Genomic DNA, 13,753 nt, shown 5'->3' with positions numbered 1-13,753 from the left:
CCACCCGGGGATGAAAATCACGCGCCAGTCCTGCATTTTCAAGAAAACAGCGTGGGATTCGTCCCACGCTGTTCGCTTTCAAGCCGTCCTCTTGTCAACGAAACCATTCCGTCATGTCGATTTCAAGCCCCGGAAAATGAACAGAGCGGACCGTTCCCGTTTTCATCTGAACATCCGCTCGGGAACCACCGCACATTACCGGCCAAAACGAAAAAAGGCCAGCCGCCCCCTTCTCATCAAGAGAAGGTGGGACCGTGCCGGTCCTTTTCCCTAAACGGAAGCATACATCCGATCAAGTTCTTGAGCCTCGTATTTCGCAAACGGATCGATGAGCGAAATTTTTTGCGCTTCTGCATCGCTCACGCCGGCGTACAGCTCAGCCGTGCCGTCGCCTTTGCGGATGAGCCCACCGCTGAAGACGACATTCGCCAAGTCCGGGCGTTTCGCCGGGCCGTCCAAAAAGTGGGAGCGAAGCGCAAGCAATTCCAACTCCGAACGCTCCATCGTCTCCGGGTTCAACACGAACACCATCGGATAGTAGTGGCGATTGCCGTGCTCGTCAAAGCAGGCGATATGGCCGAGCGCGCCGACCAACCCGTTGGAAAGCAAATGGGCCTCATTCACGCCGCCCCATTCCTCATCCGTAAATTGGGCGTCAAGAAGCGGAGCGGCTTCGATGACGTCCGGCGTCAACTCATCGAGCGAGAAAATGCGGGTAAACCCGATTTTGCCGCGGCCCCCTTTTTCCCCTTGCGGCCGGGTGAACACGCCGATCGAGCCATCTTTCAGCTCAACGAGGCGGATGTCTTTCATCCCGTCCGGCCCTTCGGCGAACTTTTTCAAACTGCGGATATTGCGGCCGCGGTAAAAGACGGTCCGCCAGCTCAGCTCGCCGTCAAACACCGGATGCGGAAACGTTTCCACCCCGCCGAACACCAACTGGCCGTGAATGCGCGCCACAAACGGGTCCTGCAAGGCAAACACCGGCGCCCCTTCGCGCGGCACCCAGACGCCATCGCGCTCGACGAAAAAGTACACTTCCGACTGCTCGCTGTCGCGCGACTCGACGCGGCCCGCGATGACAAATTCACCTTCATCTTCAAACGGTGCAGAAATATTGTAAACGTCCCGGTCCCCGACACCCGCAAAGCGGAGCTTTTCCGGCTCAAACGGCTGCGGAGCCGAGCGAAATTCGTCCACTAACACTTGGCATGTCTTTAATGTTGGCAATGAGAATAACATGATCCATCCCTCCGGATGCCGCCAAAAACGCCCGCATCGGCATTTTTGGCCGTTTTTCCTGGTCGCGGTTCGAACAGGAAACCCTCACTTCCTTTTCACACCGGCTTCGTCATTTGGACACCAAAGGCGATGCCACCTCCCGTCGGCCGGATCAGGAAGTCAATGAAACTCATTCTTTCGTGTGCTCCTATTATAATATGATATGAGAAAGAAGGAAACACGTTATTCGTTGCCAAAAAAAGAAGGGCCAAGCGAAGTCAAGGCCCTTTTTCTTCCTTTATTGGCGCTGTTGGACAAAATCGATGAAAGCTTGGTCAACATCCACGACCACAAACTCCACATCCTCAACCGGCCCAAGCACCTCGAGGAACAGCCGCGCCACTTTTTCCTTGTCAAGCCCCCCGACGCCTGTCCCTAACGCTGGAAGCGCCACCTTCTTGATTCCGTGTTCCCGGCAGTACGCCACAAGCCGTTCAAGACACATGCGGACAATCTCATACGATGTCGCCCCGGCCGGCCGCTTCATCGTCACTAAGTGAATCACCCCGCGAAACGGGAGCGAGCCTGCCCCCGTCACATACAAGTCACCAGGCTTTGGATCTTGCGCCTGGCAGACGCGGATCGCCTCCTCTTCAATCACACGTCCCCCAGCTCGGCGAATCGCCGCTGCCACGCCGCCGCCCATCGGTCCGATGCCGTTGGCGGCATTGCAAATGTACTCGACTCCTTCGACCTTCGTCAAATCGCCTACCATGGCCCGAATCATCCGAACCCCTCCTTAGCGGTTTTGCGCAACAACTCCAACAGGACGACGGCATGGTTATGCCGCTCGTCTTTTGCCGCGTACAGCAGCGTCACCGTTCCCGAAAGCGAAAGCAGCTCTGTCACGAGCGCTTGCTTCGTGGCATCCGTCGTCAGCTCCTGTTCATACATTCGTGCAAACTCGGCAAACCGCTCGGGCTGATGGCCAAACCATTTCCGCAATTCAGGGCTTGGCGCGATATCCTTCATCCAGCGGTCAATGCGCGCCTCCGCCTTCAACACCCCGCGCGGCCAAAGGCGGTCGACGAGAATGCGGATGCCGTCATCCCGTTCCGCTGGAATATCAATTTGCTTTGTTTGGAACACAGGTCCGTTTCCCTACTTTCCTTTACACCTCTACCTCGTCCCAGTTCACTTTCACCGCTAACGAACCGCCCGTTCTCCTCAACATTTTTTCCAGCTTGATCCTATCGGTCGATTTTACATTAGGTGTTCTCACTCGCGTCATGATAATTCGTCCTTCAAACCGGTATCCAGACAACTTCTTGCCTAATTGTTCAACTGTCTGCATGATTTGCCGCACCGCTTCCACGAGATCAGACCCTTTTAATTCGATGAAAAATGCCTGCTCCCCTTCGATCACCAAAAATAAAAAGTCGCATTTTACCCCCTCTTGAATCAAACAACCGTCTACACGGTATAAAGCCACCCTCTTTTCCCCTTTGTTGACAAAACGAATCTCTCTCCCTTTTTCCTTAACAACCGCTAATTTTCGACGGTCGCAATAGTGTAAACAACTTTCCCAACCTACAACCGCCATGTTTATTCCCCCTCTTCCTCCGCCTCCATAAGCTCATCCAGAACACGGTTGATGGCAGACGATGCTTCATCGATCGCTTCGGCCTGGATTAACCGTAATTCATCATCGATAATGCTTCGGTAGCGGAATCTCCCTCCCTCGCTCTCTAGCATGTAGGCCTTTAACCGCTCCGGAGAAAGGCGCAGCTTTCGGTCCACAATCGGCTCGGCGCGTCGATCCAGCTTTTCTCCAATCTTGGCCGCGTACAAATAAATATTGAAAGCGGATAAAATATATGGGCTATGAGTCGTAATCACTAGCGTATTATCCGTCGCATTTAGCAATAATGCAAACAAGGCGACCATTTCTTTTTGCGCGCTCGGGTACAAGTGAGCCTCAGGCTCCTCAATCACCATAAACACTCGTCGCCGTTCCAAAATAACCGTGAATATAAGCAACAAAATCCACACTACTTCTTGTTGCCCTGAGGATGAAAATTTTAGCTTTGTATACTCTCTTTCATTAAAAAAGATTTTTTCTCCCTGGTCAGAGAACATGTACTTTCCTTTCATCACCCGCTCAATAATATCAATGGCAAACCGAATCGCCTCAAAGTCAATTTTCTCTGTCGAAAATTTTTTCCGATCCTCGACAATTTCCTCAAACGATTGCGAAAACGCCTTCTTTAGCAAGTTAATTCGTTCGATAAACTGTTCTGTCAAGACATCGAGTTGCCGTGGGTTAATATCTTGCAGCTGATCGGACAACGTCGCGACTAAACTTCTGCCTGCCGGAATGAAGATCGATGTTTTCGAATCGCCAAATACTTCATCAATAGACGTTTTAATTGTTTCTACAACACTTTGTTGCCGCGCTTTCCAAGATGAGACATTCCAAAAATCAGTCAACAGCCGCTCTTGATATTGCGTCTCTTTTTTCAACTGAATAACGTGCTTGAACGTCTCTAAAATCCCCTTTTTCAAGGAATCGCTAAAGTGGATTTGCACATAACCATCTTTTAAGTCAAGACGCACAAATTTTCCGTCACTATATTCATAACGAATGTGAAACGGTCTCATATGTTTTGTCGTTCCAAAGTAGCCGACAAATTTTCTCCTAAGATATTTATTGAACTCAAAAAACGGGCTGTGCTCATCCGTTTGTCGGGACGAAAGCAAATAATTTACCCATTCATCCGGAATAGAGCGGAAGAAAAAAATCAGTTTGCTAATCGTACTTTTTCCGCTCGCTTGAGGACCAATCAAAATCGTTACATCGGTAATCTCCTCATCAAACAGCCCCACTGGCCCAAAATGCTCAATGCGAATGCGAGCCATACCTACCCTCCTCTTGCGGCCATTTTCAGTCTATATGATCACCCCGCGTGTTAATGATCTTGAGAAAAAATACACCCAGAACTTGAAATCGTCGTTTTCCGAACATTGTTTTTCCCACTAAACAAATTGATGCTCTTTAGCTCGTCCAATTGAATGCACCAAATGTTTTCGAAATGTTCAACCTCAAACGCTTGAATCATACCGAGTTCACCTGCCCTCCCCTTTTATATGGAAACGAATCCAACAAAGAACATTTGTTCTAATTTCATTGTAACCGTCCCATTTTCACGGAACAACACGAACATTTCGACAAAAATTTCACAAAACGAACACATGCCGGGCAATCGTTTTTTCCGTGCTGCTCCGACTTGTAAGGCCGCCATGCGTCAGAGCACACGGTTCACCGTACAAGCAGATGTTGCGGTCCAGCCTAGATGATCACCAACATCCCGCCACCAAACGGTTCGCCATTCATGCAGATCGCGCGCCTATTTTTGGCAAGCCGCGTTTGGCATGCACCCCCAGTTCGCCGCTTGTCCTCACCGCTTCTCCTTCGCCACAATCTGCTCCAAAAACGCAAGCAAATCGGCGCGCAACTCCTCGTTTTGCAAGGCAAACTCAATCGTCGTTTCGATAAAGCCGAGCTTCTCCCCGACATCGTACCGTTTTCCTTCAAACTCGTAGGCAAAGACACGCTGAATTTCATTCAGCCGCCCGATCGCATCGGTCAGCTGAATCTCCCCGCCCGCACCGACTTCCTGCTTCTCCAAAAACAAGAAAATTTCCGGCGTCAACACGTAGCGGCCGACGATCGCGAGGTTCGACGGCGCTGTGCCCGGAGCGGGTTTTTCGACAAAGCGGCGCACTTGGTAGCGGCGGCCTTGCTGCTCGAGCGGGTCGATGATCCCGTAACGGTGCGTCTCTTCCTCCGGCACGCGCTTGACGCCGATCACCGAGCTGAACGTTTGTTCATACTGTTCAATGAGCTGTTTTAAACAAGGTTTTTCCGCTTGGACGATATCATCGCCCAACAACACCGCAAACGGCTCGTCCCCGATGAAATTGCGCGCGCACCAGACCGCATGCCCTAACCCTTTCGGCTCTTTTTGGCGAATGTAGTGGATGTCCACTTTGGATGGCTCTTTTACTTTCTCAAGCAAGTCCAATTTTCCTTTTTGCTTGAGCAGCTGCTCGAGCTCAAATGCATAATCAAAATGGTCTTCAATCGCCCGCTTCCCTTTCCCGGTGACGATGATAATGTCCTCAATGCCGGATGCCATCGCCTCTTCCACAATATATTGAATCGTCGGCTTATCGACAATCGGAAGCATCTCCTTTGGCATCGCCTTTGTCGCCGGCAAAAACCGCGTCCCGAGCCCGGCCGCGGGAATGATCGCTTTGCGCACTTTTTTCATGATTCCTTCCTCCTCTTCTAACCGATAATGACTCGTTCTTTCGGGTAATGGTAACTATCTTTCACCGCCCGGCCGCGGATGAGCCATAAAAACGAAATGATGCCGACCCGGCCGATGAACATAACGACCACCAACACCATCTTGCCAAACGGGCTGAGCTCAGAGGTAATGCCGAGCGACAGCCCGGTCGTCCCAAACGCTGAACATACTTCAAACAAAAGCATGACGACAGGAAGGGACGATTCCGAGACGGAAAGCGCAAGAACCGCCGCAAAACAAAGGAACAGCGCGCCGATAAAGACGACAAACGATTTTAAAATATCTTCCTCATGAATTTCACGCCCGAACACTTTGACCGCTGAGCGCCCTTTCGCATAATGCCAAACCGTTAACAAAATCACCGCCAGCGTCGTCGTCCGGATGCCGCCGCCGACGCTGCTCGGGGAAGCACCGATAAACATCATCGCGCTCAAAAGCAATAACGTCGGATTAGAGAACTCGTTCATATCCATCGTCGACAGCCCGCCGCTGCGCGATGACACCGACTGAAACAGCGCATAAAAGAGCGACCGGTGCCACGGCTTTCCAGCGAAAAAATGGCTCCACTCAAGCGCATAAATGGCCACCGTGCCAAAGACGACAAGGGCAAAAAACGTCACCGTCGTCAACTTCGTAAACAGCGAAAACCGGTAGCGCCCTCGGTCGCGCGCAACCAAAAACTCCTTCACCTCAATGAGCACCGGAAAGCCGATCGCCCCTAGAATGATCAGAATGATGTGGATGATTTGCACGAAATAATCGCCGGCAAACGGGATGAGCGACTGGCCGGTAATGTCAAACCCGGCGTTTGTCGTGGCACTGACCGACGCAAACACCGCCTGCAAAAACGCCTCCGGCCACGTCGGAAAATACCGCAAAAAATACACGCCCAAAATCAGCGCACCGACCGCTTCAATAGCCAGAATCAAGAAAAAGATGTCCCGCGTGAGCTTCACGAGCCCTGAGAGCGCAAGCCGGTTTTGGTCCGTCATGATCAGCTGCCGCTCACGAAACCCGATTTTTTTGCCAACTAACAGCCAAATGAACGTACTAAGCATCATTAACCCTACGCCGCCCACTTGCATCATCACAATCAAAACGACAATGCCGAGCGTATTAAACGTCTCCGGAATCGACACAACCGTCAACCCGGTCACGCTAATGGCGCTTGCCGCCGTAAACAGCGCATCAATCCAGTGAAGCTCCACCCCCGGCCGGTGCACAATCGGCAGCCATAACAGCACCGTCGACACCGCGACCGCCACTAAATAAAACAGAATGATCAACTGAATCGTTGACAGCTTCAACCATAATGAACGTTTTATTGCCATGCCGTCACCACCATTGCCCCGACCAGCGCGCGCGGCTTCCGCACGCCAAGCCTGCATCAGTATGGATACGTACGATACATCGACGTTGTTTTCCATTATATCAAATCTTCCTAGCCAAGAAGAAATGTATCCCGATCCTTGTCGGCGAAAAAAACGTTCAACCCGCTATATGATAACGACAAAAAAAAGAAACGCCTGATCTGTTTAGGCGTTTCCGTCCATGCCCTAATGCGCAGGCGCTCTTTTTCATCCCTTGCCGAGCGAAGCGAAAATATCGCTAAGCCGCAGTTCCACACACGCCATCGACGTATCGGCGGCACCGTAATACATTTTCACGATATCACCCTCAACGAGCGCGCCACATGAAAAAACAACGCGCCCGAAAAAGCCGTTCACTTCGTAATCCGCCTCCGGCTCGACGAGCGGCCGCTCCGAGCGGGCGAGAACGTTCGACGGATCATTCAGATCGAGGAGCACCGCCCCCATGCAGTAGCGGTGGTCTTCCGACGCCCCGTGGTACAGCTCAAGCCAGCCGTGCTCCGTTTTGATTGGCACCGCTCCGCCGCCGATGCGGGCGCTGTCCCATTTCCCTTCCCGCAAGCCGAACAAAAAACGGTGGTTCCCCCAGTAGCGCAAATTGTCCGACTCCGCGATCCACACCTCAGGCCGCCCGTTGCTTCTTGGCACCGGGCGGTGAAGGGCGTAATATTTGCCGTTGATCTTCTCCGGAAAAATGAGCACATCTTTGTTTTCCGGCGCAAAAATCATCCCGTGATGTACAACCGTCCGAAAATCAGTCGTCGACACCATCGCCTCGCCGACCCCTTTGGGCGACACGGCGCTAAAATAAATGTAATACGTCCCGTCAATGCACGTAATGCGCGGGTCTTCCACCCCGAATGTCTCTAATTCATTCGAAGGATAAATAAACGGCCGCTCGTCAATCGTAAACCGCCGCCCATCCTGACTGCGGGCGAGGCGCAAATAGGAGAGCGATGTCAAATACAAAAACCGCTCCGTCCCTGCCTCTTTAATGACTCTCGGGTCGGAAAAGTCATAGCGCGGGTCGTCTTTGCGAAACGCGTACACATCGACCTTCCCCGTCCGCGGATTCCACACCGGCGCCTTCACGACGTTCGGGTCATTTGACACGGGCCGCTCCGCCACCCGCAGCAGCAGCAACACCTCCCCTTGAAATTTCGCCACCCCGGCGTTAAACGCCCCGATCACTTCAAATCCGTCATGATACGGCGGCACATCGTTCGGTGTAATCAGCGGGTTTTCTTCATAACGGTAAAGATGCATGATCATCCCTGCCTTTCGTATTTCGAAAATGGATCAACAATCGTTAGTTTTTGCGCTTCCGCATCACTGGTTCCAGCATAAAAATCGGCCGTGCCATCCTCTTTGCGAATCAGTCCACCGCTAAACACCACATCCGCCAAATCAGGGCGTTTCGCCGGCCCATCAAGGAAATGCGACCTTGCGGCGATCAACTCCATTTCCGACGCTTCCCCAGTATCTGGATTGAACGAAAACACCATCGGGTAATAATGGCGGTTCCGTTCCTGATCGAAACAAGCAATATGACCAAGGACACCGACAAGTCCATTGGCAAGCAAATGTGCTTCATTCACGCCTCCCCATTCTTCATCGGTAAACTGACCGTGAATCAAAGGAGCGTCTTGAATCGCTTCGACCGTCAGTTCATCGAGCGAGCCGACGCGGGTGAACCCAATTTTTCCGCGACCGCCTTTTTTCCCTTGCGGACGGGTGAAAACCCCGACCGATCCATCCCGCAATTCAACAAGCCGAATATCCTTCATTCCATCAGGCCCAGTAAGAAAATGCATCAATTGATTAATCGTTTCCCCGCGGTAAAACACGGTCCGCCAATATAACTTCCCGTGAAGCACAGGATGAGGAAACGTCTCCACGCCGCCAAACACGAGATGCCCGTGCACACGCGAAATAAACGGATCTTGCAGCGCAAACACCGGCGCTCCTTCCCGCGGCACCCATGTTCCCTCTCGTTCGACAAAAAAGTAGACTTCCGATTGCTCGCTGTCCCTCTCTTCCACCCGTCCGGCGATCACCCACTCGCCCTGATCTTCAAACGGCGCGGAAATGTTGTATACATCGCGCCCTCCAACACCGGCAAATGCCAGCTTCTCCGCTCGAAACGGTCGTGGAGCGCGCCCAAGCTCCTCAAGCAACATTTGACATGTTTTCATGGTCGGCATCCCTGTCCGCATAACGTCTCTCCCTGCTCCCTTTTCCATCATCATGTTCTATTATTTTAATATGAACTGCATGCCTTCCTTAAAATTCTTGCTAAACAAAATGAACAAAATCAAAATCGGCAGCGTGAGCAACACCGAGGCGGCATACATCGGCCCCGGGTACCCCCCATACGGTCCAAACATTTGCGCCAACAATACATTTAATGTCAACATCTTTTCGTTATTCACGACCAGCATATCCCAAAGCAGTTCCACCCACCGTTCCATGAAAAGGAACAAGAAAATAATCGTTGTGATCGAGCGTGACATCGGCCAGACAATGCGGCGAATGATGGTGAAATGACCCGCTCCATCCATTTTGGCCGCTTCGATCAATTCATCGGGGATGCTGCGGAAAAAGTTCGTATACATAAAGATCGCCCACAAGTTGACGGCCTTCGGCAAGATCATCGCCCAATACGTGTTGTACCAACCGAAATACCGGATAATCAAAAACAGCGGAATCAATAAAATGATCGACGGATAAAACATTTGAAACAAAATCGCGTTATTGACCCATCGTCTCCCCTTAAAGGTTACTTTCGATAGCGCATATCCGACCATCACCGCTGTCACCAGCATAAGCAGCGTTGATGCCGATGTGACGAGCACACTGTTGAAAAACGCGCGAAGCCACGGTCGCGGTACGACATCTTCACCGCCTTGAAACAGCCATTCATACGAGCGGAGCGTCAATGACGATGGAATCCATTTTCGGTCGACTTCATCCCATGGTGCAAGCGAACCTAACACCATATACAAATACGGAAAAACCATGACGAATAAAACGACAAACGCCAACACATAAAGCAAGCCAACCTTCCATCGTTTACTCCCAACCATGTTTGCCCCCCCATTTTTCCAACAGCTTGCGAAAGACAAAAATCGACGCAAAGGTGACGATGGAATTGATGATCGCGACCGCCGTACCATAACCTGCGTTTAATTTTTCAAAGGCCTGGTTGTAAATCTCCAGCTGCCACGTATGGGTCGCATACTCCGGCCCGCCGCCCGTCAACACATACGGCTCGGTGAAAATGCCAAACATCAGGCCGACTGCTAAAATCGTCACTGTATAAAACGAAGGGTACAGCATCGGAATGGTTACGTGCCAAACCCGCTTCCAGCCGACCGCGCCGTCGATTTCAGCCGCCTCATACACTTCTTTCGGAATGCTTTCTAAGCCAGACAAAAACAATAACGCATAGTAACCGACAAACTTCCACGCCATCATCAGCACAATCACCAGCGCCGCCAATGTTGGCGACCCGAGCCAGTCAATATCGAGACCAAACACATCCCGCAAAAATTGATTGAACGGGCTGTTGTAAGAAATAACCCCTTTGACGACAATCGCCGACGCCACTCCTGACGCTAAGTACGGCAAAAAGTACCCAACGGCAAACAGCCCTTTCCACCGCGGCAGATGATGAATGATCAGCGCCAAACAAAGGGAACCTATGATAACGATCGGCACAAACATCAGCATAAATTTGTACGTCACCCAAAACGCGGCCCGCACACTCGGACTAAATAGCGCATCAATAAAATTTTGAACCCCTACTGCCTCATATTCTGGAGAAATCAAGTTCCAGTTCGTAAAAGCGAGATATAGCGCCCAAAATAAAGGGATTAAAAAGAAAACAGCGGAATAGATAAGGTATGGGCTGGCGAGCAGCCAACCCACTTTTGCCGTGTGTTTATTCATGTTATTTTAACACCCCATCGATCGCCTTCTCCATATCCTTCCAGGCTTCTTCAGGGGCTTTCTCGCCTTTGATGACCGGGTTCAACGCTTCTTTGCCGATCAATTCTTGAATTTCAACCATTTCGGCATTATCCATCGGCGGCAACGCGTTCGGGATATTTTCCGCATACAGTTTCAACTGCGGATTTTGCTCCAAATAGGAGACAAACGCCTCGTTCGTTGACAAGTCATCCCGCGCTGGCGGCAAATTTGTTTCTTTCAGCCATTCCAAATCGTTTTGCGGATCAGAGTACACCCATTTGACAAAATCGAACGCTGCTTGTTGCTGCTCTTTCGTCGCTGAAGCGTAAATGACTAACCCTTTTGTATCGGCAAACGTTTTTGCTTGCTTCGGATCCATTCCATCCGGCACAGGCGGCATAGACAACGCGTATGTTTCGTTAAATTTCATTTCCGGAAACTTCTCAGCCCAATATGGGAACGTCCACGGCCCTAAATCGACCATCACCGACGTGCCGCTTTCAAACGGATCTTTCGTCTCCCTCGTTAGTACTAGTTGATGTTTACTTAAATCCGCAAAGAATTGGAGCGTTTTTACGCCCGCATCACGATCTGCGCTCAGTTTATTCCCATCAATAAAATGAGTGCCATTCGACGCGGCGTTATATAGCATAAAGAAGTCAAACCATCTTGCCCACCATGTCGGTTTGGCCAAATCAGCTCTCGCCCACAAAAACTTGTCTGGATATTTTTCTTTCAGCTTTTTGCCGACCTCAAGAACTTCGCTATATGTTTTCGGCGGCTCGTTATATCCTAACTCTTTCAAAATATCCATCCGCCAGCCAAACAGCATGGCGTTCGAGTAAATAGGCAGCACATACTGATGTCCATCAGCGAATTTCCAAGTAGAAATCGTCGTTTCCATTTTCCGCTTGCTAAGTAAATCGTTAAACCCGTCAAATTGATCGAGCGGTACAATCGCCTTGCTGTCCGCCAACTGCGCAGCAAAACCACGCGAGATGTTTTCCGAAATGACCGGGGCGTTTCCCGCCGCAATGGCCGACTGAATGCCTGCCTCTGAAGAAGGGCTTTCCGGCATCGGCGATACTTTGATTTTCACATGTTTATGCTCTTCCATGTAGCGATCGGCCATCTTCTTCCAGAACGCCTGCTGCGTCGGGTTCGGTGCCGCCCAAAAATCAATCTGCACGGTTGAACTTTGTTTCCCCTCTCCTTGCTCATTTCCCGTTTGCCCTTGGCAGCCCGTTCCGATCACCGCGGCGGCGAGCAACACCGAAACGAGCTTAAACCATTTGCGCTTTTTCATCGTTGATTCCCCCCTTATGATGATTAAAACGCTTACACAAACAACCGATTCAGACAACGCCTCTCCTTACCATGACAGGACATTAGATTGGACAACATTGTCACTTTAAAATCAAGCATTGTAATGATGATTAAAACCATTACAATCACATTATTTCACGGAAAAAGCGAATAGTCAACTTAATTTTTCAGAAAAAACGGTGAACAAAAAAGCTTTTTTCAATGTCGATCAACTTGACAACAGATAAATGTAACGTTACAATAACATTCCGTATATCTTTCCCCGATATTTTGCATACCGTTTGGTTTCACAAGAGGATATACTTAAACTAAGCATGGAGAAAACACAAAAACAGAAATCGCTTTGAACATGTCAACCTATACTCAAGGAGACAATCATCATCCTAATCGGCGCTTCACATAGCCGAAAAGGCAAAAAGAACGAACAGGTGGAGATCGTGAATGAAAAAACGTGTCACCATGCAAGACATCGCTGATCGGCTCAACATTTCCAAAAACTCCGTCTCTCAAGCGTTGCGAGGCAAAGAGGGGGTGAGCGAGGAAACAAGGCAGCTTGTGAAGCGCGTTGCGAAAGAAATGGGGTATGAGTATCCTTCTTCTCGCTCGAAACATCGCGAGGAGCCGCCAAAGCAAATCGCCCTCATCGCCTCGGACCGCACGTTTTCGCTGAAGTTTTTCGGCGACATTTACTTGAGCATCGAACAGGAAGCGCTATCATGCGGCATGAAGCTGCATATTCAGTCCATCAACGAGCAGCAAAAACAGCAGCTGTTGCTGCCTTCGTTCATCGAGGAAAAGGTCGTCGACGGCGTCGTCATTCTTTCTCACATCAGTACCGAATACATCCAAAAAGTGGTCTCAACCGGCATCCCGACCGTCCTTGTCGACCACCATCATCCGAACATTTCTGCCGACGCGGTGCTGACCAACAATCGGTTCGGGGCGTATGTAGCCGTCCAGCATTTGTTGGAACTGAATCATACCGATATTGCATTTGTCGGTGACATTGACTATTCGCCAAGTTATCAAGAGCGGTATGAAGGGTATTTATTGGCGCTGAAAGATTACGGGGTGAAACCAAACGAGGAATGGATCTTTTGCCATGCCCAAGAGGACGAAACCGTTATTGCCAACTACATACGAGCGCTGAAGCACCAGCCAACCGCCTGGTTTTGCGTCAATGACGGACTGGGCTTTTTCGTCAGCACCAGCCTCCAGCACCAAGGGCTGAACGTGCCTGATGACGTCTCCGTCTGCAGCTTTGACAACGGACAATTGTCGCAAATCGCCACGCCGAAAATCACGACCGTCGACATCGATCTGAAACGCTACGGAAAACGAGCGGTGGAATTGTTGCGGTGGCGCTGGGACAATCCGAACGAACCGTTTCAGGAAGTGTTATTAGCGACGAAACTGATCAAACGGGAATCCACAGCAGCGAAACCAACGCGCTAGGGCGGGGCCGGCCTTTTACCCCGCCTGTTTGTCAAG

General features: G+C 50.7%; 13 protein-coding genes. 1 reads left to right on the top strand and 12 read right to left on the bottom strand.

The window, feature by feature from the left end:
* Window positions 1-270 precede the first annotated feature (270 nt).
* From ACTVDO_RS14220 to ACTVDO_RS14165, 12 genes are all read right to left on the bottom strand, one after another.
* Window positions 271-1,242 (bottom strand): MTP-1 family protein, encoded by a 972-nt coding sequence (locus tag ACTVDO_RS14220; protein WP_020961398.1) that lies wholly within the window; start codon window positions 1,240-1,242, stop codon window positions 271-273.
* A 277-nt stretch (window positions 1,243-1,519) separates the two neighbouring features.
* The gene (locus tag ACTVDO_RS14215) at window positions 1,520-2,008 is read right to left on the bottom strand and encodes a macro domain-containing protein (protein WP_020961399.1); all 489 of its coding nucleotides are present in this window, start codon (window positions 2,006-2,008) and stop codon (window positions 1,520-1,522) included.
* Window positions 2,005-2,370 (bottom strand): DUF488 domain-containing protein, encoded by a 366-nt coding sequence (locus ACTVDO_RS14210; protein WP_442901740.1) that lies wholly within the window; start codon window positions 2,368-2,370, stop codon window positions 2,005-2,007. The genes ACTVDO_RS14215 and ACTVDO_RS14210 overlap by 4 nt, the downstream gene beginning before the upstream one ends.
* Before the next feature lie 22 nt (window positions 2,371-2,392).
* Window positions 2,393-2,824, bottom strand: a complete 432-nt coding sequence (locus tag ACTVDO_RS14205; RefSeq protein WP_442901739.1) for a hypothetical protein — start codon at window positions 2,822-2,824, stop codon at window positions 2,393-2,395.
* Between the two features lie 2 nt (window positions 2,825-2,826).
* The gene (locus tag ACTVDO_RS14200) at window positions 2,827-4,140 is read right to left on the bottom strand and encodes an AAA family ATPase (RefSeq protein ID WP_033009135.1); all 1,314 of its coding nucleotides are present in this window, start codon (window positions 4,138-4,140) and stop codon (window positions 2,827-2,829) included.
* Window positions 4,141-4,679: 539 nt separating this feature from the next.
* Window positions 4,680-5,555 carry a UTP--glucose-1-phosphate uridylyltransferase GalU gene (gene galU / locus ACTVDO_RS14195; RefSeq protein ID WP_044744104.1) on the bottom strand — a complete coding sequence of 292 codons (876 nt, stop codon included), beginning with the start codon at window positions 5,553-5,555 and terminating at the stop codon, window positions 4,680-4,682.
* A 17-nt stretch (window positions 5,556-5,572) separates the two neighbouring features.
* Window positions 5,573-6,925 carry a TrkH family potassium uptake protein gene (locus tag ACTVDO_RS14190; RefSeq protein ID WP_442901738.1) on the bottom strand — a complete coding sequence of 451 codons (1,353 nt, stop codon included), beginning with the start codon at window positions 6,923-6,925 and terminating at the stop codon, window positions 5,573-5,575.
* Between the two features lie 246 nt (window positions 6,926-7,171).
* The gene (locus ACTVDO_RS14185) at window positions 7,172-8,230 is read right to left on the bottom strand and encodes a BtaManbiosPhlase (RefSeq protein WP_322310607.1); all 1,059 of its coding nucleotides are present in this window, start codon (window positions 8,228-8,230) and stop codon (window positions 7,172-7,174) included.
* Window positions 8,231-8,232: 2 nt separating this feature from the next.
* On the bottom strand, window positions 8,233-9,180 hold the full coding sequence (locus ACTVDO_RS14180) for an MTP-1 family protein (protein WP_442901737.1): 948 nt from the start codon (window positions 9,178-9,180) through the stop codon (window positions 8,233-8,235).
* 39 nt (window positions 9,181-9,219) lie between these two features.
* Entirely contained in the window at window positions 9,220-10,050 is an 831-nt protein-coding gene (locus tag ACTVDO_RS14175; protein WP_442901736.1) for a carbohydrate ABC transporter permease, read from the bottom strand.
* Window positions 10,037-10,915, bottom strand: coding sequence for a carbohydrate ABC transporter permease (locus tag ACTVDO_RS14170; RefSeq protein ID WP_442901735.1), 879 nt, complete (start codon window positions 10,913-10,915; stop codon window positions 10,037-10,039). Before ACTVDO_RS14170 ends, ACTVDO_RS14175 begins: the two co-directional genes overlap by 14 nt.
* Before the next feature lies 1 nt (window position 10,916).
* On the bottom strand, window positions 10,917-12,242 hold the full coding sequence (locus ACTVDO_RS14165) for an extracellular solute-binding protein (protein ID WP_442901734.1): 1,326 nt from the start codon (window positions 12,240-12,242) through the stop codon (window positions 10,917-10,919).
* 461 nt (window positions 12,243-12,703) lie between these two features.
* Here ACTVDO_RS14165 and ACTVDO_RS14160 point away from each other — a divergent pair, with 461 nt between their 5' ends.
* Window positions 12,704-13,717 (top strand): LacI family DNA-binding transcriptional regulator, encoded by a 1,014-nt coding sequence (locus ACTVDO_RS14160; protein WP_442901733.1) that lies wholly within the window; start codon window positions 12,704-12,706, stop codon window positions 13,715-13,717.
* Window positions 13,718-13,753 lie beyond the last annotated feature (36 nt).

It is taken from the genome of Geobacillus sp. BK01 (assembly GCF_052220245.1).
In the GTDB taxonomy this organism is placed as follows: Bacteria; Bacillota; Bacilli; order Bacillales; family Anoxybacillaceae; genus Geobacillus.
The sequence above is the reverse complement of the archived record's forward strand: the minus strand, read 5'-3'. Positions and strand labels throughout refer to the sequence as shown.